21 protein-coding genes are annotated in these 21,383 nt (G+C 68.6%); 7 read left to right on the top strand and 14 right to left on the bottom strand.

Annotated features, from left to right (window positions below):
• Positions 1 to 9: 9 nt before the first annotated feature.
• Positions 10 to 1,095, top strand: a complete 1,086-nt coding sequence (locus tag ASC55_RS15790) for an FAD-dependent oxidoreductase (protein WP_055877400.1) — start codon at positions 10 to 12, stop codon at positions 1,093 to 1,095.
• 13 nt (positions 1,096 to 1,108) lie between these two features.
• Here ASC55_RS15790 and ASC55_RS15785 read toward each other — a convergent pair whose 3' ends face one another.
• From ASC55_RS15785 to ASC55_RS15745, 10 genes are all read right to left on the bottom strand, one after another.
• Positions 1,109 to 2,797, bottom strand: a complete 1,689-nt coding sequence (locus ASC55_RS15785; RefSeq protein WP_055877397.1) for an ABC-F family ATP-binding cassette domain-containing protein — start codon at positions 2,795 to 2,797, stop codon at positions 1,109 to 1,111.
• A gap of 78 nt (positions 2,798 to 2,875) precedes the next feature.
• Complete coding sequence (locus tag ASC55_RS15780) at positions 2,876 to 3,427, bottom strand: OsmC family protein (RefSeq protein ID WP_055870430.1); 552 nt, start codon at positions 3,425 to 3,427, stop codon at positions 2,876 to 2,878.
• A gap of 106 nt (positions 3,428 to 3,533) precedes the next feature.
• Positions 3,534 to 5,339 (bottom strand): sensor histidine kinase, encoded by a 1,806-nt coding sequence (locus ASC55_RS15775; protein WP_055877394.1) that lies wholly within the window; start codon positions 5,337 to 5,339, stop codon positions 3,534 to 3,536.
• Positions 5,336 to 5,683: a response regulator transcription factor gene (locus tag ASC55_RS15770; RefSeq protein WP_055877392.1), complete on the bottom strand. Its 348-nt coding sequence runs from the start codon at positions 5,681 to 5,683 to the stop codon at positions 5,336 to 5,338. The genes ASC55_RS15775 and ASC55_RS15770 overlap by 4 nt, the downstream gene beginning before the upstream one ends.
• Positions 5,680 to 5,823 (bottom strand): hypothetical protein, encoded by a 144-nt coding sequence (locus tag ASC55_RS17665; protein WP_170287922.1) that lies wholly within the window; start codon positions 5,821 to 5,823, stop codon positions 5,680 to 5,682. Before ASC55_RS17665 ends, ASC55_RS15770 begins: the two co-directional genes overlap by 4 nt.
• A complete protein-coding gene (locus ASC55_RS15765) occupies positions 5,820 to 7,307 on the bottom strand; it encodes a glycosyltransferase family 2 protein (RefSeq protein ID WP_055877382.1) in 1,488 nt (495 codons plus the stop codon). Before ASC55_RS15765 ends, ASC55_RS17665 begins: the two co-directional genes overlap by 4 nt.
• On the bottom strand, positions 7,307 to 8,020 hold the full coding sequence (locus tag ASC55_RS15760; protein WP_055877381.1) for a PHP domain-containing protein: 714 nt from the start codon (positions 8,018 to 8,020) through the stop codon (positions 7,307 to 7,309). The genes ASC55_RS15765 and ASC55_RS15760 overlap by 1 nt, the downstream gene beginning before the upstream one ends.
• Positions 8,017 to 9,006, bottom strand: a complete 990-nt coding sequence (locus ASC55_RS15755; RefSeq protein WP_055877378.1) for an ATP-grasp domain-containing protein — start codon at positions 9,004 to 9,006, stop codon at positions 8,017 to 8,019. The genes ASC55_RS15760 and ASC55_RS15755 overlap by 4 nt, the downstream gene beginning before the upstream one ends.
• Positions 9,006 to 10,049: a response regulator gene (locus tag ASC55_RS15750; protein ID WP_055877376.1), complete on the bottom strand. Its 1,044-nt coding sequence runs from the start codon at positions 10,047 to 10,049 to the stop codon at positions 9,006 to 9,008. The genes ASC55_RS15755 and ASC55_RS15750 overlap by 1 nt, the downstream gene beginning before the upstream one ends.
• A 146-nt stretch (positions 10,050 to 10,195) precedes the next feature.
• A complete protein-coding gene (locus ASC55_RS15745; RefSeq protein WP_055870406.1) occupies positions 10,196 to 10,510 on the bottom strand; it encodes a DUF2277 domain-containing protein in 315 nt (104 codons plus the stop codon).
• A 170-nt stretch (positions 10,511 to 10,680) separates the two neighbouring features.
• Here ASC55_RS15745 and ASC55_RS17425 point away from each other — a divergent pair, with 170 nt between their 5' ends.
• Positions 10,681 to 11,154 carry a DUF4190 domain-containing protein gene (locus ASC55_RS17425; protein WP_127481965.1) on the top strand — a complete coding sequence of 158 codons (474 nt, stop codon included), beginning with the start codon at positions 10,681 to 10,683 and terminating at the stop codon, positions 11,152 to 11,154.
• A 72-nt stretch (positions 11,155 to 11,226) separates the two neighbouring features.
• Here the strand turns inward: ASC55_RS17425 and guaB are convergent, their stop codons facing one another.
• Positions 11,227 to 12,729 (bottom strand): IMP dehydrogenase, encoded by a 1,503-nt coding sequence (gene guaB / locus ASC55_RS15735; protein WP_017828274.1) that lies wholly within the window; start codon positions 12,727 to 12,729, stop codon positions 11,227 to 11,229.
• Between the two features lie 318 nt (positions 12,730 to 13,047).
• Between guaB and ASC55_RS15730 the strand changes: the two genes are divergently transcribed.
• From ASC55_RS15730 to ASC55_RS15715, 4 genes are all read left to right on the top strand, one after another.
• Complete coding sequence (locus tag ASC55_RS15730; RefSeq protein WP_036322675.1) at positions 13,048 to 14,331, top strand: branched-chain amino acid ABC transporter permease; 1,284 nt, start codon at positions 13,048 to 13,050, stop codon at positions 14,329 to 14,331.
• A gap of 5 nt (positions 14,332 to 14,336) precedes the next feature.
• The gene (locus ASC55_RS15725) at positions 14,337 to 15,314 is read left to right on the top strand and encodes a branched-chain amino acid ABC transporter permease (RefSeq protein ID WP_055870398.1); all 978 of its coding nucleotides are present in this window, start codon (positions 14,337 to 14,339) and stop codon (positions 15,312 to 15,314) included.
• Between the two features lie 67 nt (positions 15,315 to 15,381).
• Entirely contained in the window at positions 15,382 to 16,350 is a 969-nt protein-coding gene (locus ASC55_RS15720; RefSeq protein ID WP_055871190.1) for an ABC transporter ATP-binding protein, read from the top strand.
• Complete coding sequence (locus ASC55_RS15715) at positions 16,347 to 17,120, top strand: ABC transporter ATP-binding protein (RefSeq protein ID WP_055877374.1); 774 nt, start codon at positions 16,347 to 16,349, stop codon at positions 17,118 to 17,120. Before ASC55_RS15720 ends, ASC55_RS15715 begins: the two co-directional genes overlap by 4 nt.
• Positions 17,121 to 17,188: 68 nt before the next feature.
• On the opposite strand, the gene ASC55_RS15710 is transcribed toward ASC55_RS15715, so the two are convergent.
• From ASC55_RS15710 to groES, 3 genes are all read right to left on the bottom strand, one after another.
• Entirely contained in the window at positions 17,189 to 18,445 is a 1,257-nt protein-coding gene (locus ASC55_RS15710) for an ABC transporter substrate-binding protein (RefSeq protein WP_055870392.1), read from the bottom strand.
• A 161-nt stretch (positions 18,446 to 18,606) separates the two neighbouring features.
• The gene (gene rarD / locus ASC55_RS15705) at positions 18,607 to 19,536 is read right to left on the bottom strand and encodes an EamA family transporter RarD (protein WP_055870391.1); all 930 of its coding nucleotides are present in this window, start codon (positions 19,534 to 19,536) and stop codon (positions 18,607 to 18,609) included.
• A gap of 181 nt (positions 19,537 to 19,717) precedes the next feature.
• Positions 19,718 to 20,014: a co-chaperone GroES gene (groES, locus tag ASC55_RS15700; protein ID WP_017203655.1), complete on the bottom strand. Its 297-nt coding sequence runs from the start codon at positions 20,012 to 20,014 to the stop codon at positions 19,718 to 19,720.
• A 158-nt stretch (positions 20,015 to 20,172) separates the two neighbouring features.
• Here groES and ASC55_RS15695 point away from each other — a divergent pair, with 158 nt between their 5' ends.
• On the top strand, positions 20,173 to 21,378 hold the full coding sequence (locus ASC55_RS15695; RefSeq protein WP_055877372.1) for a class I SAM-dependent methyltransferase: 1,206 nt from the start codon (positions 20,173 to 20,175) through the stop codon (positions 21,376 to 21,378).
• Positions 21,379 to 21,383: the final 5 nt, after the last annotated feature.

Below are 21,383 nucleotides of genomic sequence, written 5' to 3'. Positions count from 1 at the left end.
GGAGGCAGCATGAGGACCGACGACGTGGACATCGTGGTCGTGGGCGCGGGCGTCATGGGCCTGGCCACGGCCTGGGAGCTGGTGCGCCGAGGCCTTCGCCCCGTGGTGCTGGAGCGATTCGCCCGCGGACACCACGAAGGCGCATCGCACGGCGCGACCCGCAACTTCAACAACGCCTACGGCGAGGAGCACTACCTCGACCTGCTCGTGCGCGCCCGTGCCGGCTGGGATGCGCTCGGAGACGTCGACGGCGAGCCGCTTCTGCGGCTGCACGGACTCGTCACGCACGGCCGTCTCGACATGGCCGCCGTGCAGGAGGGGCTCGATGCCCGCGGCATCCCGAACACGGTCCTCTCCCCCGTCGAGGCGGGCACCCGGTGGCCGGGCATGCGCTTCGACGGCGACGTGCTGTGGTCCTCGGATGCCGGGGTCGTACGGGCGACCGAGACGCTGCGGGAGTTGGAACGGCGCATCGTCGTCGGCGGCGGCGAGGTGCGCTGGAGCACTCCGGTCGCGCACATCGCCGAGACTGCGGACGGTGCGGAGATCGGCCTCTCCGACCGCACCCGGCTGCGCGCGCAGACCCTCGTCGTGACGGCCGGCGCGTGGACGCGCACGCTCCTCCCGCGCCTCGACCTGCCGGCTCTCACCGTCACCGAAGAGACGCCGGCGCACTTCCGGCCGCTGACGGAGGCCCCGTGGCCGTCGTTCAACCACTACGTCGACCCGGAGGCGTACCCCGCGGCCGTGTACGGCATGCCGACGCCCGGCGAAGGGGTCAAGGTGGGGTTCCACGGTGTCGGCGATGCCGTCGACCCGGATGCCCGTCCGCACCTGCCGACGCACCAGCGCGCGCTCTCCGACTACGTGCGGGAGTGGATGCCCGGCCTCGACCCGGCATCCGCGGTGCCGATCAGCTGCACCTACACCTCGACCGACGACGGGACCTTCGTGCTCGACCGGCGAGGCCGGATCGTCGTCGGAGCCGGATTCTCCGGCCACGGCTTCAAGTTCGCACCGGGCGTCGGTGGAGTGCTCGCCGACCTCGCCACCGCCCCCGACGCGCGCGCCGCTGCGCCCTTCCGGCTGCCCTGAGCGCCCGGAGGCCTCACCGCGTGCGCGTCACCCGCTTCTCATCCCACACCGGCTCATCCGACTCGTAGACCTCGCCGTCTCCTCCGAACACCAGGAACCGGTCGAAGGACCGCGCGAACCAGCGGTCGTGCGTGACCGCGAGCACCGTGCCCGCGAAGCGCGCGAGTGCCTGTTCGAGTGCCTCGGCCGATTCCAGGTCGAGGTTGTCGGTCGGCTCGTCCAACAGCAGCAGCGTCGCACCGGAGAGCTCGAGCAGGAGCACCTGGAACCGCGCCTGCTGTCCTCCCGAGAGCGAGTCGAACGTCTGCTGGGCCTGCCGCACGAGTCCGTAGCGGTCCAGAGCCGAGCTCGCGGCATCGCGCGGCATCCCGGCACGACGATCGTCTCCGCGATGCAGGATCTCCAGCAGCGTGCGCCCGACGAACTCCGGATGCGCGTGCGTCTGCGCGAACAGTCCAGGAACGACCCGCGCTCCGAGGGTGGCGGTGCCGGTGTGTGCCACCGGGCCGAGCTGCTCGCCCGTCGAGGTGACATGGCCGAGCGTCGAGTCGGGGTCGCTGCCGCCGCGGGCGAGCAGCCGCAGGAAGTGCGACTTGCCCGATCCGTTCGATCCGAGCACGGCCACCCGATCGCCGTACCAGACCTCGGCGTCGAACGGACGCATGAGCCCGGTCAGTTCCAGGCGCTGCGCGACCACGGCCCGCTTGCCCGTGCGGGCGCCGCGCAACCGCATGTCGAACTCCTGGGCGGGCGGGCGCTCCTCGGGCGGGCCGACCTCCTCGAACTTGCGCAGGCGGGTCTGGGCGGCCTGATAGCGCGAGGCGAAGCCGTCGTTCGCCGAGGCCTTCACCTTGAGGTTCGCCACCAGGGTGCGCAGCTTCTCGTGCTGCTCGTCCCAGCGCCGGCGCAGCTCGTCCAGCCGGTCCATCCGGTCGGTCCTCGCCTGCTGGTATGTGCCGAATCCGCCGCCGTGCACCCAGGCCGTGGCGCCGGCGCCTCCGGGCTCGAGCGTGATGAGCCGATCGGCGGCGCGTGCGAGCAGCTCCCGGTCGTGCGAAACCAGCAACACGGTCTTCGAGGTCTGCCGCAACTGCTCCTCCAGCCACCTCTTGGTGGGCACGTCGAGGTAGTTGTCCGGCTCGTCGAGAAGCAGCACCTCATCCGGGCCGCGCAGCAGGGCCTCGAGCGCGAGCCGCTTCTGCTCTCCGCCGGAGAGGGTGGTGAGCTCGCGATACCTGGCGCGCTCGTACGGCACACCGAGGGCTGCGATCGTGCACTGGTCCCAGACGGTCTCGTGCTCGTAGCCGCCCGCATCCGCGTACTCGGCGATCGCCGACGCGTAGGCCATCTGCGTGTCGTGCTCGTCGCGTTCGATCAGCGCGTTCTCGGCGGACTCGAGCGCCTCGGCCGCCCCGCGGATGCGCGCAGGGGCGACGCGCACCAGAAGCTGGTGCACCGTCTCCCCGGCCTCGCCGTGGCCGACGAACTGGTCCATGACACCGAGCCCGCCGTCGATCGTGACGACGCCGTCATCGGCGGCCTGGTCACCGCGGATGATCCGCAGCATGGTGGTCTTCCCTGCGCCGTTCGGGCCGATCAGCGCGCTCGTCGAGCCGGCGCCGACACGGAAGCTCGCCTCGTCGAGAAGCGGTCTGCCGTCAGGGAGCGTCAAGGAGACGCTGGATACATCGATAGAGCCCACGGTGCGTGGCCGTCCTTCCGCCCGCGCATGCCGAGCCGACCAGGCTATCAGGCGGAGCCGCGATGCTCCGAACTCCGCTCAGGCGAGAACGCTCGAGGTCGGAACGGGCGCGGCGAACAGGTCGAGCACCGGGCAGTGCGCATCGACGACGGCGCGCAGGTTCTCGTACTGTTCCGCACCGTCCGGTCCCGTGATATCGACCGACACCCGCACGTCGTGGAATCCGGCGCGCCCCGACTCATCGATGCCGAAGAGCTTGCGCACGTCGAGGTCGCCCTCGGCCGTGATCTCGATCTCGTCGATCGTGAGCCCGAGAGCCTGCGCGTAGAGCCGGTAGACGACGACCTGGCACGAGACCAGCGCGCCCAGCGCGTACTCGACCGGGCTCGCCGCCACATCGTCGCCGGCGAGCGCACCCGGTTCGTCGACGAGGAAGCGGTGCTTTCCCGCACGGATCTCGGTCGCCACGGACCCGATGCCCCGACCACTGACCCGGTAGGTGAGCTGGGCGTTCGCGTGGTCCGCCGCGATCCGCTCGTTCCACGCCGCTCCGGCGTCGGTGAGTCGCTGTGCACGCTCGGCCGCAGTGACGTCGGCGACACCCGCGAGCTGTTCCTGGAGAAGAGTCATGGCCCGACGCTAGCGAGCAGCGCCCGCGTGGCGCCTGCCGTCCGTCATCGGGCTTCACACCCGGACACACGACGTCACGGCGATGTCCTCTCCTCTGGAGCCGCGATCAGTCGGCGCGGCTCAGACTCATCAGCACCTCGGTGCGGGGAGCCGCCGGCAGGGTGAAGCGGAACTCCGTTCCCACGCCCTCCTGGCTCGAGACCTCCATCGTCCCGCCGTGCGCCAGGACGATCGCACGGGTGATCGTGAGACCGAGCCCCACCCCCGGCACCGCATTGCGCGTCGCGGTCGATGCGCGGAAGAAGCGGGTGAAGAGCATCCCCTGTTCGTCTTCGGGGATGCCGACCCCGGTGTCGGCGATCGAGAACTCCACGCCGCCGTCGACCGCGCGCACACGGGCGGTGACCGTGCCCCCTCGCGGGGTGAACTTGATGGCGTTGGAGAGCAGGTTGTCGATGGCCTGCCCCACCCTGCCGGCGTCGATGAAGACGGGCACGGCACCCGGCTCGACCTCCGCCACGAGCTCGACTCCCTCTCGCTGCGCGTGCGGGCCGGCCGACGCCACCGCCGACCGGACCAACGCGGCGACGTCGGCCTCCTCGCGCTCGAGCGGGAATCGTCCGGATTCGACCTGAGCGGTGAAGAGCAGATCGCCGACGAGGTTGAGCAGACGCTGCGCGTTGCGCTCGATGATGCCGACGAACTCCTGCTGATCGTCGGTGAGCGGCTGCGCCGGATCGTTCTGGAGGAGGTCGAGGAAACCGATGATCGCGCTGAGGGGCGTGCGCAGCTCGTGCGAGATCATCCCGACGAACTCGTCCTTCATGCGGGCGACCTCGACGGCCCTGGTCTCATCGGTGAGGACGAACAGATAGCCCTGCTGCGCACCGGCGCCGTCCTTGTGCGGGCTGACGGTCACGCGCGCCGGAACCGTGGTGCCTGCCGCCGTGACCACCTCGATGTCGCCGTCGACCGTGAGTCCCGCGTCGGCCTGGGCGAACAGAGCCCTGATGCCGGGGGCGAGCGCGCCATCTGCCATCGACAGGCCGTCTACCGGATGCGGTGGCTCCGTGTTGTCCGACGCCAGCATCGACAGCGCGGCGCTCGAGAAGAAGCGGTCGATGCGGACGCCGCCGAGCGCCTCGTCGACCGGCAGGCCGAGAAGCCGGACGGCCCCGGGATTCCAGGCCGTCACGATGCCGCCGCGGTCCGTGGCGATCACCGCCTGCGCCGTGATCGATGACCACAGGCTCTCGAAGGAATCCAACAGCTCTCGGTACTGACGCTCCTTGTCGCGCAGTTGCACGATCATCGCGACGTTCTCCGACAGCGACCTGGTGCGCTCGGCCACGAGTTCCTCCGCCTGCTCGACGCGCATGCGCTGCTGCCGCGAGAGCTGGTTGATGACGGCGGCCACCGCGGAGAACACGAGGGGACCCACCACCCCGCGCAGCCACTCGACCGAGGTGTCGGGTGGGTCGGTGAAGTACGGCATCAGCAGGGCGATGGAGGTCAACCCGCCGACGACGAACACCCAGCGGATGCCGGGGGCCGCGGCCAGCCAGACCACGGGCAGCAGCACGAGCGACGAGAAGAGCGAGGTGGGGCCGCCGGTGCCGGTGCGGAAGAGCCCGAGGCCGGCGATGTCGACGATGGGGATGAGCAGCACGACCCAGCCCTCATGGACCCCGCGTACCGTGAGGACGGCCGCGACCACCGTGGCGACGAGGACGATGGCGACCCCTGCCACCGCCGGCGCGATGCGTGAGATCGGAAGGTCGGGGACCCACCAGGTCAGGATCGCCGCGACAACCGTCGCGATGACCGTCGGCGCCTGCTTGAGCAGCGGGCTCGGGTTGTCGAAGACCTGGTACCAGCGGTTCTCCGCACGGTCCAGCGGTGTCGCCCTCATCGTCGAACCCTCTCCACGATGGCATGCAGATCGGAGCCCGTGATCGGCTTCGGCAGGACGGCATCGGCCGGCGGGTAGTCGACGGCGTCGAGCACCGAACTGATCACGAGGAAGCACTCCGGGAAGCGCTCGCGGACTGCGCGCGCGCACTCCTGACCCGAGATGCCGGGGAGGAAGAGGTCGAGCACAGCCAGGACGGGGTCGATCTCGGCGAACGCCGCGATCGCCGACTCCGCGTCGCGGGCGACGAAGACGTCGAAGCCCTCACGATCGAGGTAGCGGCGCAGCAGCGCGGCCTGATCAGGGGCGTCCTCGACGACGAGGGCCAGCGGCCTGCCGGTCATCGAAGCAACAGCTCTCGCACCACGACGACGACGACCACGACGGCGAGGGCGAGCAGCGCCTGCGGGATGAGCCGACGCTCTCGTCTGGCGTCCGAGACGATCTCGTCCTCCTCGGCATCATGCGACGGGGTTTCGATCATGAGTCGACACGTCCGATCTTCTCGGTCTTGATCCAGGAGGCATCGGCCCGACGCCACTCCTTGATGTAGGAGTCGACGGTGATGGCGCACAGCAGGGAGCCGTACCCGCAGATGTAGAGCAGCAGGCCCGCGAAGAACCGGCCGCCGGGAAGGGGCTCCACGGCACGCGCCAGCCAGATGCCGAGCATCGAGATCGGCCCCCACAGGTAGAAGATCACGGCCCACATGAAGCGCGACTGATCCGTGAGCCCCAGCCCGATCACCGTGAGGAGCGACTCGAACGCCCAGGGGAACAGCGCGATGGCCATCAGGATCAGCGCCCCGAGCCCCGGGAACATGATCGCCTCGCGCCAGGAATGCCGGCCCGTCCGCGGATCGAGCTGCACCGAGTACAGCATCGAGAAGAGGTAGATGCAGGCTGCGGAGATCCACATGAAGCGGAAGACGAACTCGGCGATGTCGCTGTGCAGGACGAGCAGTGCGAGCATCCCCGCCGCGGCCAGAAGCATGAAGGCGGGCAGCAGCAGGATCGTGAACCACGCGAGACCGAACCCGAAACTGCCCAGGTTGTGCTCCCGGCTCGGACGGAACCAGAGCTTGCGATAGATCGAGGTGAGCTGCACGTTCCCGCGCGCCCAGCGCAGCCGCTGCTTCCACAGGCTGTCGATCGTCCGCGGCTCCTCGGCCAGCACCACGGCGTGCGGCTCGAAGACCATCCGCCGCCCCTTGAGCTGCCCCTCGAAGGTCGTCATCGTGTCCTCGGCGAGCGTCCCCGTGGGGATCCTTCCGCCGATGGCCTCGAGGTTCGCCCGCGAGTGCAGCTGCGCACCGCCGGCGAGGCAGGCGATCGCGCCGCCCACGTTCTGCACGCGACGGGCGGAGAGCTGGCCGATCACGTACTCGATCGCGATGAATCGCGTGAGGTAGTTGCGGTCGCGGCTGCCCTCCGCGATGTACGCGGTGACGGCGCCGACCTTCTCATCGGCGAGGTGCCTGGTGAGTTTGCGCAGCGAGTCGCGCGCGAAGATCACATCCGCGTCCATGATCAGCACGGACTCGGTCCAGGAGTCGGCAAGGACGACGTCGAGGCCGTGATTGAGAGTGTGCGCCTTGCCCTCGCCGCCCTTCTCGCGCCGCAGATGCACGACGCGACCGGGGTGGGACTGCGCCTTGGCGCCGACGATCGCGGGGGTGTCGTCCGTGGAGGCATCATCGACGACGAAGACCCGGAGGCGCTCGGCGGGATACTCCAGCTGCAGCAGACGTTCGATCGCGGGGCCGATCACCGCCCCCTCGTTCCACGCCGGGATGATGACGGCGACGTTCGGGTGGTACGGCGCGGCCTTGCCGTAGTGGTTGTGGAACGCGTGCAGTGGCAGCGCGAGGAACTGCAACCCGGTGTTGATCACGGGCAGCGTGCCGACCAGAACGCACAGCAGGAGGATGACGACCAGCACGGTCTCAAGCACCGAGAGGTCCGTCATCAGGATGCCTCCTCCGCGTCGAGCAACGGGAGGATCCGGGAGTATCGGCCGACCTCCGACGCGTCGTGGCTGTCGGTGGAGGCGACGATCGTCGCGCCGGCACGACGCAATGCGGCCAAGGCCCCGGCCCCGGGGCAGCCCCACTTCTCGTTCACCTCGACGAGCGTGTCGGTCTCGGCGGCGGCTCGTGCCCAGGCATCCGTCCGCTGTGCGCCCACGTCGGCCTCCGACAGCCCGATCTTCGGGAGGATCGAGAAGCAGTGCGCGAGCTGGTTCCCCGGATACCGTCGCATCGTCGCGATGAGCGCCTCGACGAACTGGTCGAGCACGTCGTCGGTCGCCCAGCCTGCGGCGATCCGCTCCCGCACGGCGGAGGGGCCGAGAGGGCCGTCGACACCGGGGAACTGGTGGTCGGCGATGAGGATCCGATCGATCCCGTCCGGAAGCGGCGGCACATCGAGTGCGCCGGCGACGTCGAGGATCTTCGCCTCCACGCCGGTGAGCACGGTGAGGCCGTCCGGAACCCTGAGGGCACGCACGGCGGCGAGGTACTCCGGAACCCAGGTGGTGCTCCGGCGCACGTGATCGACCAGCCGCAGCGTGCTCAACCCGGCCGATGCCGCCGCCTCGACGTTCTGCGCGAGCGTCGACACCGCATCGTCCGAGAACGTCGAATGCACGTGATGGTCGCCGCGAAGCAGCGCGTGGCTCACAGCTCCTCCTGATGCCCCGCATGGTCGGAGACCAGCACGTCGTCGATCTCGACGATCACATCCTCCAGGAAGCGCACCGAGGCGATCTCGCGGAACGGGATCCGCACGGGCAGCTCGCGGCCGAGGAACAGATCGGCGACGAGCGATGGGATGTCGACACCGGCCGCGATCGTCAGGGGCAGGGCACCGGGGAAGCGTGGGTTGACCTCGAGCAGCACCGCCCGCCCGCTGCGATCGCGACGCAGCTGCACGTTCGCGACGCCGACGAGCCCGATCGCGCGCGCGATCGATGCTGCCGCCTCCTCGAGCTCGGGGTCGCGCACGGTGCGTCCTGCGATCGCCACACCGGAATCGACCCTGGCGCGGGTGCGGGGCACAGCGGCGACGATGGTGCCCGCGGCGTCGGCGATGACATCGACGGAGTACTCCTCCCCCGGGAGGAAGTCCTGCACGATGAGCCCCTCGTCGCCCGGCAGCGCCTCGAGGGCTGCGCGATCGGGGACCAGCCGCACACCGCGGCTGCCCGCCCCCTGACGCGGCTTGGCGAAGACCGGGAACTCCCAGTCGACGGCCTCGGCGTCCGGTCCGGCGAGGACGGTGCGCGGGGTGAGTCCGGTCGGTGCGCAGCGCTCGGCGAGAGCGAGTTTGTCGAGCGCGGTGTGCAGAGTCTCCGCCGAGGGCGCTGCCAGGACGGCGGGGGCCAGCTCGTCGCGCCGACCCGCGAGGGCGATGAGTTCGACGTCGACGGTCGAGATCACCAGGTCGAGGTCGTCTTCCGCGACCATCCGGGCGATCGCCGGCACGAAGTCGTCATCCCTCCCCGGCGGCACCAGCCGACGCTGCGCCGGAGGCACGAGGTAGATGCCGCTCGCCCAGCCGTCCATGTCGGCGGCGAACACGGTCAGATCCGATCGACGAAGCAGCGACCGGATGACGGCGACACCCGCCGGTCCGCCCGCACCCGTCACCAGCACCCGCTTGGTCATCAGCTCTCCCGTCGCGTGAGTTCGTGGGCGCCGATGAACTCGGCTGTCTCGCGCACCACTTCCAGGGGTTCGACGGCGGTGCCCCCGCCGAACCTCGACCAGTACCGCGCCGTCGCGGTGACGAACTCGGGTTCCAGGTAGTCACGACTCGCGGTCTGGGAGCCGAAGCGTTCGAGCAGCCGGAGCTTGTCGTCGAGGAAGTGATCGATGCGAACGAATCGCGTGGGGCGGAAGTCGATCGTCGAGGACGGGCTCTGGTAGCACGCCACCGTTCCCACGCGCCGCGTGGCCACGATGGTCGCCTCGCTCACGGCGCGGTGATCCTGATGGCGGTCGTGGCTCGAGTGGGTGTAGACGATCGTCGGCTGGATCTCCTGCACGACCTCTTCGATGATCCGGACGGTGGAGCCGCCTCCCGAGATCTCGGTGTCGACGAGATCCTTCAGGAAGAGACGGGCGCCCAGCATGTCGGCAGACGCCAGGGACTCGTTCTGCCGACTGTCGGCATCACCCCCTCGCGCTCCGCGGGAGAGAGTGAGGATCGTGATCTCGTCCTGAGCCCTGGCATGCGCGGCGAGGAGTCCTCCGACGCCGATCTCGACATCATCGGGGTGCGCTCCGATCGCGAGCACCCGCTCGGGCTTGCGGGCCTCTTCTCGACGACGACGGCCCTCCTCGACGAAACGCATGACCGCCTCGACGAGCTTGCCGTTGTCGAGCGGCTTGGTCAGGAACTCATCGGCCTGCGCCCGCAATGCGGAGACCGCGTATTCGACGGAGACATGGGCGGTCATCACCACGACGGGAACCGAGGGCACCGTGCGCCGCAGCTCGGCCAGCAGCTCGAGACCGCTGAGCCCCGGCATCTCGATGTCGGTCACGACGACGTCTGGGCGCATGGCGGCGACGCGCTCCACCGCCGACAGGCCGTCTCCGGCGACATCGACGATGCACCCGGCGCGCCGCTCGAGCACGGTCTTCACGAGCAGGGCGACGTCCGGATCGTCATCGACGACGAGTACGCGAGGAGAATCCTCAGACATTTTCTACAGCTCTCCTTGGGGAGGTTCCCTGACCGATGGGGATCGGTGACGCGATCTCGGCGCCTTCAACACCGGGACCGCAGGGAAAGTCGAGCGGGGTATGTCGATTCTGGCATACGGTGTCGCCGCCGCCGACGGTGCCTCCCCTACCCTCCCGCGCGGGCGGCACGCTTCTCCTGTTGGAAGACCCGGATCGCCTCGTAGCGCTCCGCGGATCTCGCCCGCCGCTTCGCTGCTTCGTCTTCGCGGTTCTTCGGTGGCGCGGTGGTCACGAGTTCGCTCAGAAGACGGCTCACGACCTGGGCGATCTCGCCGACCGCGCTGTCGAAGGCGGTCTGGTTGGCTCGGGACGGCGCCGTGGTCCCGGCGATCTTGCGCACGAACTGCAGGGCGGCGTCGTGGCATTCCTCATCGGTCGCTGCGGGCTCGAGATTGTTCAACGGGACGATGTTCCGACACATACCCGCACGCTACGCCCGCTCGCAGGTCGACGGAAGGGCAGGAACCGGAGCCCGCCCCGGCCCACGGCCCGCGCATCGTGGGGGGATGGTGCGAGCGGAGGGCCCTCGCTACGCTCGGGGCTACCGGAACCGCCGGCGCGTGACCTCTCACCCCGTCGACAGGACAGAACATGACGAATCCCCCGTTCCCCGAACCGCCTGCACCGGATTCCTCGAACCCGGTGACCCCGCCACCGACCGCGCCCCCGGCCCCTCCGGCCGCACCTCCGACTGGGCCTCCGACGTGGGACGCCGGGCCGGGCGCCGCGCCCGCCGCCGGCTACTCGGCGCCCGCCGCGCCTGCGTATCCGCAGCCCGAGCCGAGCCCGCCGGGGCGCGTGCTGTCGATCGTCGGACTCGTCCTGGCGTTCGTGGCGGCCCCGATCGGCCTCATCCTGAGCATCGTCGCCGCCGTGAAGCTCGGCAAAGCCGGACAGCCGAAGGGTCTCGCGATCGCCGGCATCGTCGTCGGCGCGGTCCTGACGATCGTCGAGATCATCGGGATCATCCTCTTCATCGCCTTCTTCGCCGCCATCTTCGGCATGTGTGCCGAACTCGGCACAGGCGTCTGGGAGGTCAACGGGGTCACCTATACCTGCGGCTGACCCGTGCGCGACGCAGCACGCACGAGGGACCGGATGCGTTTCGCATCCGGTCCCTCGTGCGTCGGCTGACGACTACTTCTTGTAGTTCGGGGCCTCGACCACGATCTGCACGTCGTGCGGGTGCGATTCCTTGAGACCGGCCGAGGTGATGCGCACGAACTTGCCGCGCGTCTTGAGCTCTTCGATCGTCCGCGCGCCGACGTAGAACATCGACTGGCGCAGTCCGCCGACCAGCTGATAGGCGACGGCGGAGAGCGGTCCTCGGTAGGGCACCTGCCCCTCGATGCCCTCCGGGATCAGCTTGTCGTCACTGGGGACGTCGGCCTGGAAGTAGCGGTCCTTCGAGTACGAGGTCTGCTTGCCGCGGGTCTGCATCGCGCCCAGCGAACCCATGCCCCGGTACTGCTTGAACTGCTTGCCGGACTGGAACACGATCTCGCCGGGAGACTCGTCGGTTCCGGCCAGGAGCGAGCCGAGCATCACGGCGTCGGCACCGGCGACCAGCGCCTTGGCGATGTCGCCCGAATACTGCAGGCCGCCGTCGGCGATCACGGGGACGCCGGCGGGGCGAGCGGCGAGCGACGCTTCGTAGACTGCCGTGACCTGGGGCACTCCGACACCGGCGACGACGCGCGTTGTGCAGATCGACCCGGGGCCCACTCCGACCTTGACGGCGTCGACGCCGGCGTCGATCAGGGCCTGGGCGCCTTCGCGGGTCGCGACGTTGCCGCCGATGATGTCGATGTGGGCGAAGGACTCGTCGGCCTTCAACCGGCGAACGAGATCGATGACGCCCTGCGACTGCCCGTTGGCGGTGTCGACCACGAGAACGTCGACACCGGCGTCGCGCAGCGCCTCGGCACGCTCCCAGGCATCGCCGAAAAAGCCGATGGCAGCGCCGACGCGCAGACGGCCCTGGTCATCCTTGGTGGCGAGCGGGTACTTCTCGCTCTTGTCGAAGTCCTTGATGGTGATGAGGCCGGCGAGCTTGCCGTCGCCGTCGATGAGCGGCAGCTTCTCGACGCGGTGCTTCGCGAACAGGGCGATGACCTCGCCCGCGGCCACGCCGACCGGAGCCGTGACCAGGTTCTCCCTGGTCATGACGTCCTTGACGAAGGTGGTCTGACGCTCGAAGCCCGAGACGAACCGCATGTCGCGGTTCGTGATGATGCCGACGAGCTTGCCCTCGTCGTCGACGACGGGAAGACCCGAGATGCGGTACTTCGCGCAGAGGTTGTCGACCTCTTCGACCGTCGCGTCCTGCGTCGTCGTGATGGGGTCGGTGATCATGCCGGACTCGCTGCGCTTGACGCGGTCGACGTGCGCGGCCTGGTCGGCGATGGAGAGGTTGCGGTGCAGGATTCCGATGCCGCCCTCGCGCGCCATCGCGATCGCCATGCGCGACTCGGTGACCGTGTCCATCGCGCTGGAGAGCAGCGGGGTGGCGACCGAGATGCGGCGCGTGATCCGCGACGAGGTGTCGGCCTCGCTCGGGATCACATCGGTGTGCCCGGGGAGCAGCAGCACGTCGTCGTACGTCAGCCCGACGAAGCCGAAGGGATCGTGCTGTTCCATGGATTCTCCTTCTGCGCGAGTCGCGCATGTCCGAGTGCGAGGGGGTGGTCGACGTCGGCCGGTGCGGGGCCGCGGCCCGTATGAAGATTCTAAGCGAGACACGTCCGAGAACATTCCCAGAGCCCCGCCGTTATCGGACTGTTGACACGGACCGTAGGTGAATCGCCGATCGCGCATTACGCTCAAGTGCGTCGTCCATCCCTGCGGTCGAACCCGACATCGCAGAGACACAGCACTCAAAGTGGAGGTTGCGTGGGACCCACAACAATCGCCGTGCAGCGAAAGCGCCCCTGGGTGGTCGCGCTGCTCGCTGTCCTCATGGCGCTCAGCGCGTTCGTGTTCATGCCCCCCTCATCGGCCTCGGCCGAGACGACAGACGACGGGCAGGAGGTCACGGACTTCTACCTGGCCGGCGTCGTCACCTTCGATGACGAACCCGTCGAAGGCGTCGTCATGGCGATCGAAGGCAACGGTTTCAAGGGCGAGACCGAGACCGACGCCGAAGGCAAGTGGCGCCTGTACGTGCCCGAGAAGGAGAAGTACACGCTGACGGTCGACGAGTCGACCCTCCCCGACGGTGTGATCGTCGATGCGAGCCTGCTGCCACCGGGCACGCAGCCGATCGCGGGAACGACTGCCTCCTTCGAGGTCGAGTTCGGTCTCACGGGGACCAAGATCATGAATCTGTTCCTCGGCGAGGGGCAGCGGATCACCGTCTCGTTCATCGACCAGCTGCTCTCGCGACTGGTCGGCGGCCTGAACTTCGGTCTGCTGCTGGCGCTGGCCTCGATGGGTGCCGCTCTCATCTACGGCACCACGCGGCTGTCGAACTTCGCGCACGCCGAGATGGTGACCTGGGGCGGCCTCGTCGCCCTCGTCACGACCACGTTCTGGCACCTCCCATTGTGGCTCGGCGTCGCCGCGGCCGTCATCGGCGGCGGCCTGTTCGGCTGGGCGTTGGATGCCGGCATCTGGCGTCCCCTGCGACGACGCGGTCTCGGCGTCGTGCAGCTGATGATCGTCAGCATCGGACTCTCGCTGGCACTGCGCTACGCCTTCCAGTTCATGATCGGCGGCGGCACCTACCAGCTCCCCGGCGCCAGCCCCACGCCGATCCAGTTCGGGCCGATCTCGCTGTCCTACATCGACATGATCGCGATGGGGGTGAGCATCGTGGTGATCCTGGCCGTGGCCTTCTTCCTGACGCGCACCCGCATCGGCAAGGCGACCCGCGCGATCTCCGACAACCCGCAGCTCGCCGCCGCCTCCGGGATCGATGTGGACAAGGTCATCCGCTACGTCTGGATCCTCTCCGGCACCTTGGCGGCCATCTCCGGCATCCTCTGGGCCTACTTCCGCCCCGGCGTGAAGTGGGACATGGGCATGCAGATGCTGCTGCTGATCTTCGCGGCAATCACGCTCGGCGGCCTCGGCACCGCGTTCGGTGCTCTGGTGGGCTCCCTCATCGTCGGGATGGCGGTCGAGGTCTCCACCCTGTGGATCCCGTCCGACCTGAAGTATGCGAGCGCCCTCGTGGTGCTCATCGTCATCCTCCTCGTGAGACCGCAGGGGCTGCTCGGACGCAGGGAAAGGTTGGGCTGATCGCCATGGACTTCGGAAGCATCTTCTCGAACACGGCCGTCTACCTGTTCAGCCCTGTCACCATCGCCTACGCCCTCGCGGCGACCGGCCTGGCCGTGCACTTCGGATACGCGGGACTGCTCAACTTCGGTATGGCCGCCTTCATGGCCATCGGCGGCTACGGCTACGCCATCTCGGTGCTGAGCTTCGGTCTGCCCTGGTGGATCGGCATGCTCATCGGTCTGCTCGGCGGCGCGCTCTTCGCCGTCCTGCTCGGCATCCCGACACTGCGACTTCGCGCCGACTACCTGGCGATCGCGACGATCGCCGCCGGCGAGATCGTGCGACTGCTGTTCACGACGCAGCTGTTCGACGAATGGACCAACAGCGCCGACGGCCTGGCCCAGTACAACGGCGGGTTCCGCGACGCGAACCCCATTCCCCCCGGGACCTACGGGTTCGGACCCTGGATGTACAGCGCCAACGACCTCTGGAACCGGGTCTTCGGCGTGATCGTGCTCGCCGCGGCCATCCTCTTGGTGTGGGCGCTGATGCGCAGCCCCTGGGGTCGCGTCCTCAAGGGCATCCGCGAAGACGAGGACGCCGTGCGCTCGCTCGGCAAGAACGTCTTCGCCTACAAGATGCAGGCGCTCGTCGTGGGCGGCGTGATCGGTGCCGCGGGCGGGATCATCTTCGTCCTCCCCTCCGCGGTCGTCCCCGGCAGCTACTCGACGTCGCTGACGTTCTTCCTGTGGACCATCCTCCTTCTGGGCGGGGCGGCCACGGTGTTCGGACCGACGCTGGGCGCCGTGCTGTTCTGGGTGGTGTTCGCCTTCATGGCCAACCTCCTGCCCTCCCTGGCGAAAGCAGGCCTGCTGCCGATGTCCGACAGCCAGGCATCGACGCTCGTTTTCGTCTTCGTCGGCATCGCTCTGATGCTGCTCGTGATCTTCCGCCCGCAGGGCATCCTCGGAGACAAGAGGGAGATGACCTTTGTCAAATGAACTGACCCCGGAACAGGTCCCCGGCTCTGCCGAGGGAACGGCGAACGCCGCGCCCGCCACAGGGAGCATCCGACGCCCGAAGACGACCGGTCTGACCAAGGGCGAGGTGAAGCCGGGGGTCGCCAAGGTCGATCCGATCCTCGTCGTCGATGCGGTCCAGCGTCGCTTCGGCGGTCTGACCGCCGTCGACGTCGACCACCTCGAAGTGCCGCGAGGAGCGATCACCGCACTGATCGGCCCGAACGGAGCAGGCAAGACCACGCTGTTCAACCTGCTCTGCGGATTCGACAAGCCCAACAGCGGCACCTGGTCCTTCGACGGAACGAGCCTCTCGGGAGTCCCGTCGTTCAAGGTGGCAAGGATGGGGCAGGTCCGCACGTTCCAGCTGACCAAATCGCTCTCGCTCCTCACGGTCCTCGAGAACATGAAGCTCGGAGCTCCGCATCAGCGCGGGGAGGGCTTCTGGTCGAGTCTGTTCCCCTTCCTCTGGCGAGCGCAGGACACCGAGATCGAAGGCAAGGCACGCGAGCTGCTCACGCGCTTCAAGCTCGATGCCAAGGAGAAGGACTTCGCGGCGTCGCTCTCTGGTGGCCAGCGCAAGCTCCTCGAGATGGCCAGGGCGCTGATGAGCGACCCGACGCTGGTGATGCTCGACGAGCCCATGGCCGGCGTCAACCCCGCTCTCACGCAGTCGCTCCTCGACCACATCCTCGATCTGAAGGAGCAGGGGATGACGGTGCTCTTCGTCGAGCACGACATGCACATGGTCCGCCACATCGCGGACTGGGTGATCGTCATGGCCGAGGGCCGCGTCGTCGCGGAGGGACCTCCCGACGAGGTCATGGAGAACCCCGCGGTCGTGGATGCGTACCTCGGTGCGCACCAGGATCTCGACCTGGGCGCGGTCACCGGACGCATCCCGGTGCTCGAGGACGCCGCCGCGATCCGACTCCGCGAGAAGATCGAAGCAGAGGCGGAGGCCGAGCTCGAAGCGAGCGATCCCGCCTCCGGCACAGAGGGGAAGGGCACCGCATGAGCGCGGAATCGCCGACGAAAGCACCGCAGAGCGCGCCTCAGGACGACGTCGTGGTCGAGTTGACCGACGTCCACGCCGGCTATCTCCCCGGGGTGAACATCCTCAACGGCGCGAACCTCGTCGCCCGCCAGGGCGAGCTGATCGGGATCATCGGCCCGAACGGCGCCGGCAAGTCGACCCTGCTGAAGGCGATCTTCGGGCTGGTGAACGTGCGCAGCGGCGACATCACGGTCAAGGGCGAGAGCATCGTCGGCCTGAAGGCCGACAAGCTGGTCCGACGCGGGGTCGCTTTCGTGCCGCAGACGAACAACGTCTTCCCGTCGCTGTCGATCGAGGAGAACCTGCAGATGGGGCTCTACCAGAACCCCAAGATCTACACGGAACGGCTCGAGTTCGTCACCGGCATCTTCGCCGAGCTGGGCAAGCGCCTCAAGCAGCGCGCCGGATCCCTCTCCGGCGGCGAGCGGCAGATGGTCGCCATGTCGCGCGCGCTCATGATGGATCCGTCGGTGCTGCTGCTCGACGAGCCGTCGGCCGGGCTCTCCCCCGTGCGGCAGGACGACGCGTTCATCCGGGTGTCCGACATCAACAAGGCCGGCGTCACGACGATCATGGTCGAGCAGAACGCCCGACGCTGCCTCCAGATCTGCGACCGCGGGTACGTGCTCGATCAGGGCAAGGACGCCCACGAGGGCACCGGCCGTGATCTGCTCAACGACCCGAAGGTGATCGGTCTCTACCTCGGAACGCTCGGCACCGACGCGGCCTGAGCCACAGACTCGACCCCACGACAAAGGCCCCGGATCGGATCCGGGGCCTTCGTCATGTGATCGTGTGATCAGTTGGTGCGGGTGATCATGTTGTCGGCACCGTACTTGTAGATGCCGATCGAGGCACCCTGGGGGTCGCCGGCCTCATCGAACGTGATGTCGCCGGAGTAGCCGTCGTAGTCGGCCACGCCGCCGTCGTTGATGATCTTGGCGCACTCGGCGAAGCTGGTGCACTTCTTGCCGTCGCCCGAACCGCCCGAGACCTCCTGCATCTTGGCTGCGATGTCCGCGCCCTCGGTGGAGCCGGCCGCGAGCGAGGCCAGAGCCACGAGGATGACGGCGTCGTACGCCTCTGCCGCGTAGGTGAAGTCCTTGACCTCGGGGTTGCCTTCGCCGGTCCAGTAGTCCTGGAGACGGGTGGTGAAGTCATCCGCGAGAGCAGGACCGGCCTTGGTTCCCTGCGCGCCCTCGAGCGAGACCGGGATCTCCGAGCCGTAGTCGGACAGGTTGCCGTCGACCATGTAGAACTTGTCGGCCGAGATGCCGGCGTTCACCAGCAGCGGCGCGATGGTCTTGAACTGGTCGAACGACACGATCGCGACCGCGTCGGGGTTCTGGGCCTTGATCGACTCGACCTGAGCGTCGAACTGCGCGTCGCCGACGTTGAACGAGACCGACTCGACGACCTCGCCGCCGGTGCCCTCGAACGTCGTCGTGATGGCGTCGTTCAGGCCGGTGCCGTAGGCGTCGTTCTGGTAGATGATGCCGAGGCTCTTGGCGCCGTCCTCGGCGATCAGGTTGCCCAGCACCTCGCCCTGCAGCAGGTCGCTGGGGGCGGTGCGGAAGTACAGGCCGCTGTCGTCCCACGTGGTGAAGTCGGGAGACGTGTTCGACGCCGAGATCTGAAGGATCCCCGCGCTCACGTTCCCGTCGAGGATGAGCTTGGAGACGCCCGATGCGGCGGCTCCGACGATGGCGGAGACGCCGGCGCCCTGCAGCTTGGTGATCGAGGTCTCGTAGGCCTTGGTGTCGGTGTCGCCCTCGTCCTCGGCCGTCAGGTCGATCGTGACACCGGCAGCGGCCTCGTTGACCTCCTGGACCGCGAGTCCGACGCCGGATTCCATGGGCGGGCCCAGGAATGCCAGCGACCCCGTCTGCGGAAGCAGCGATCCGAGCTTGAGCGTCAGATCGGCTGCGGGCTTGTCGCTGCCACCGCTCTCCGAGCTCGGAGTGCTGCTGCAGCCGGCGATGACGATGGCGGATGCACTGATCAGTGCGATCCCGGCGAAGACCTTCGCTGTGCGCGAGCCCTTCAATGCGTTCATGATGCTCCCTTGCGTAACTGAACGTGGATTGTGACTGAACGTGGATTCTGGCCACAATCGGGTGCTCTAACACTAGGCCGTGAGTCCTGCGCGCAGGGGTTGCAAGTATCTCGGTGCGTTAACGATCCGACACCGGGTTCCCCGACGGATGAGCCTCGGGATCAGGCCGCTTCGACACGCGGAATCCTGCGCCCCCGACGTGCGGCGAGCAGCAGGTCGACGACGAACACCCCGATCGCGATCCACACGATGATGAAGCCCGCCCAGCGCTCCGGAGGCATCGGCTCGTGCAGGACGACGACGCCGATGAGGAACTGCATCACGGGGGTGATGAACTGGATCATTCCGATCACGGTGAGGTGGATGCGTCGGGTTCCTGCGGCGAAGAGCAGCAGGGGCACCGCTGTGGCGACGCCGGCGAACGCCAGCAGCAGCGCGTGCGGCCACCCGTTCGCCCCCATCGTGATCCCCGTCGTCTGGGCGACGACGATCAGCTGCACCACGGCGATCGGGATGAGCCAGAAGGACTCCAACGTCAGACCGCTGACCGCATCGACGGCGGGACCGATCTTCTTCTTGATGAGCCCGTAGACCCCGAAGGACGCCGTCAACGACAGGGCGATCCAGGGGAAATCGCCGTAGGCGACGACGATCACGACGACCGCGATCGCCGCGATCGCGATGGCGGCCCACTGCAACCTGCGGATGCGCTCCTTCAGCACGAAGACGCCCAGCAGCACGGTCGTGATCGGATTGATGAAGTAGCCCAGGCTCGTCTCGACGACGTTCTCGCTGAGGGTTCCGATCAGGAACACCTGCCAGTTGACGTAGATCAGAAGACCGGCAAGGGCCGTCCAGGCCAGCAGCTTCGGCTGTCGGAGGATGACGCCGAATGCCGCCCAGCCGCGCGTGAACGTGAGCAGCAGGAGGCAGAACACGAACGACAGCAGCACGCGCCAGGCCACGACCTCCCACGGCCCCGTCGGAACGAGGAGCAGGAAGTAGAGCGGAAGCACTCCCCAGAGGAGGTACGCGGCACCGGCATAGGCCACTCCGGCGGTCTGCGTGGCACGAGTCGTCTCTGGGGGCACCGCACAACCCTACGCCCGCGGCGGCGGCGCGCCCTCGGCCGCCCGGCCGCTGCCGCAGAGTTCGGCAGGAAACCGATGCCCGGTGGCGGACGCAGAAGGGGCCCGGATGCGAAGCGCATCCGGGCCCCTTCCAGGACCTTGACCCTGCCCCTCACGAGGGGCGGGAATCAGATTCCGCAGATCAGCGGACGACGACCGCCAGGACGTCGCGAGCCGACAGGACGAGGAACTCGTCTGCGCCGAACTTCACCTCGGTGCCGCCGTACTTGCTGTAGAGCACACGGTCGCCGACGGCGACGTCGAGCGGAACACGGTTGCCGTTGTCGTCGATGCGGCCGGGGCCGACCGCCACGACCTCGCCCTCCTGGGGCTTCTCCTTGGCGGTGTCGGGGATGACCAGGCCACTCGCGGTGGTCTGCTCGGCCTCGACCTGCTTGATGACGATGCGGTCCTCGAGCGGCTTGATGGAAACCGACACGGTCTACCTCTTCTTTCTTGACGCTGACACGAAAGACTTGTTCGCACTCTCAACCCGAGAGTGCTAATCCAGTCTAGGCGCTCGGCTGGCACTCACGCAATGCGAGTGCCAGCGTGCGCGGCGGGCAGTCCCCCCGCACGGGCAATTAGGCTGAGCACGTGGAGATGTCCGAGCTGCGCGCCCTGCTGACCCCCGCCGGTCTCGAGCTGCTCGACGCGGTCGGGCCCATCGAATCGACCGCCGACGTGGCCCGCACCGTCTCGCGGCTGCGCGCGGCCGGCCACTCCCCCGAGCTCGTCTCCGCCGTCGTCGGACAGGCGCACCTGCGATCCAAGGCTGCGGCGAAGTTCGGGCCCTTCGCCGCACGCATGCTGTTCACCCGCGCCGGGCTCGAGCAGGCGACGAGGCTCGGGGTCGCAGCCCGTCACGCGCAGCGGATCCGGCACGCCGGATTCACCCGCGTCGCCGACCTCGGCTGCGGCATCGGCGGCGACGCGCTCGCCTTCGCCGGAGCGGGACTCGACGTGCACGCCGTCGACGCCGATGAGGTCACCTCGGCCATCGCCGCCTACAACCTGGCGCCCTTCGGCGACAGCGCCGCGGTGGGCCACCTCACGGCCGAAGACGCCCTCTCAACGGTGGAAGCGGGAAGCGCGATCTGGATGGACCCGGCTCGACGCACCTCCGGGCACAGCGAGACCCGACGAGTCTCCGCCGACGACTACTCCCCCTCGCTGGACTGGGCGTTCGATGTGGCCGCGAGCCATCCGACCGGCATCAAGCTCGGACCCGCGCACGACCGCGACGCGCTGCCCGCCGACGCCGAAGCACAGTGGGTGAGCGCCGACGGCAGCGTCGTCGAGCTCGTCGTCTGGAGCGGCGCCCTCGCCCGAGAAGGGGTGCGCCGCGCGGCGCTCGTGATCCGCGACGAGCGCTCGCACGAGCTCACCGCCCCGGCGGACGCCGCCGACGAGCCGGTGCGCGAGCTCGGCGCCTTCCTGCACGAACCCGATGGCGCCGTGATCCGTGCCCGTCTGATCGGCGAGGTCGCCCGAAGCCTCGACGCGGGGATGCTCGACGAGCACATCGCCTACCTGACCTCGGATGCCGCGCTGACGAGCCCTTTCGTGCAGTCCTTCCGCGTGCGGGAGACCCTGCCGGCGAACCCGAAGGCGATCAGCGCCGCCCTCAAGGCGCACGGCATCGGACGCCTGGAGATCAAGAAGCGCGGCGTCGACGTCGATCCCGCGGCCTTCCGCAAGAAGCTGACGCTGCGCGGCGACCAGGAGGCGACGCTGATCCTCGCCCGTATCGGCGATCAGCGCCGCGCGATCCTCGCCGACCGGGTACCCGCGGCGGGCTGATCCGC

The organism is Microbacterium sp. Root322, from assembly GCF_001425645.1.
GTDB classification, from domain to species: domain Bacteria; phylum Actinomycetota; class Actinomycetes; order Actinomycetales; family Microbacteriaceae; genus Microbacterium; species Microbacterium maritypicum.
The sequence above is the reverse complement of the archived record's forward strand: the minus strand, read 5'-3'. Positions and strand labels throughout refer to the sequence as shown.

Bases quoted from the DNA above. Each gene is read 5' to 3' on its own strand.
- ASC55_RS15790 (WP_055877400.1), top strand. From the start codon at position 10: ATGAGGACCGACGACGTGGACATCGTGGTCGTGGGCGCGGGCGTCATG.
- ASC55_RS15780 (WP_055870430.1), bottom strand. From the start codon at position 3,427: ATGACTCTTCTCCAGGAACAGCTCGCGGGTGTCGCCGACGTCACTGCG.
- ASC55_RS15775 (WP_055877394.1), bottom strand. From the start codon at position 5,339: ATGAGGGCGACACCGCTGGACCGTGCGGAGAACCGCTGGTACCAGGTC.
- ASC55_RS15770 (WP_055877392.1), bottom strand. From the start codon at position 5,683: ATGACCGGCAGGCCGCTGGCCCTCGTCGTCGAGGACGCCCCTGATCAG.
- ASC55_RS17665 (WP_170287922.1), bottom strand. From the start codon at position 5,823: ATGATCGAAACCCCGTCGCATGATGCCGAGGAGGACGAGATCGTCTCG.
- ASC55_RS15765 (WP_055877382.1), bottom strand. From the start codon at position 7,307: ATGACGGACCTCTCGGTGCTTGAGACCGTGCTGGTCGTCATCCTCCTG.
- ASC55_RS15755 (WP_055877378.1), bottom strand. From the start codon at position 9,006: ATGACCAAGCGGGTGCTGGTGACGGGTGCGGGCGGACCGGCGGGTGTC.
- ASC55_RS15750 (WP_055877376.1), bottom strand. From the start codon at position 10,049: ATGTCTGAGGATTCTCCTCGCGTACTCGTCGTCGATGACGATCCGGAC.
- ASC55_RS15745 (WP_055870406.1), bottom strand. From the start codon at position 10,510: ATGTGTCGGAACATCGTCCCGTTGAACAATCTCGAGCCCGCAGCGACC.
- ASC55_RS17425 (WP_127481965.1), top strand. From the start codon at position 10,681: ATGACGAATCCCCCGTTCCCCGAACCGCCTGCACCGGATTCCTCGAAC.
- guaB (WP_017828274.1), bottom strand. From the start codon at position 12,729: ATGGAACAGCACGATCCCTTCGGCTTCGTCGGGCTGACGTACGACGAC.
- ASC55_RS15730 (WP_036322675.1), top strand. From the start codon at position 13,048: ATGGCGCTCAGCGCGTTCGTGTTCATGCCCCCCTCATCGGCCTCGGCC.
- ASC55_RS15725 (WP_055870398.1), top strand. From the start codon at position 14,337: ATGGACTTCGGAAGCATCTTCTCGAACACGGCCGTCTACCTGTTCAGC.
- ASC55_RS15715 (WP_055877374.1), top strand. From the start codon at position 16,347: ATGAGCGCGGAATCGCCGACGAAAGCACCGCAGAGCGCGCCTCAGGAC.
- ASC55_RS15710 (WP_055870392.1), bottom strand. From the start codon at position 18,445: ATGAACGCATTGAAGGGCTCGCGCACAGCGAAGGTCTTCGCCGGGATC.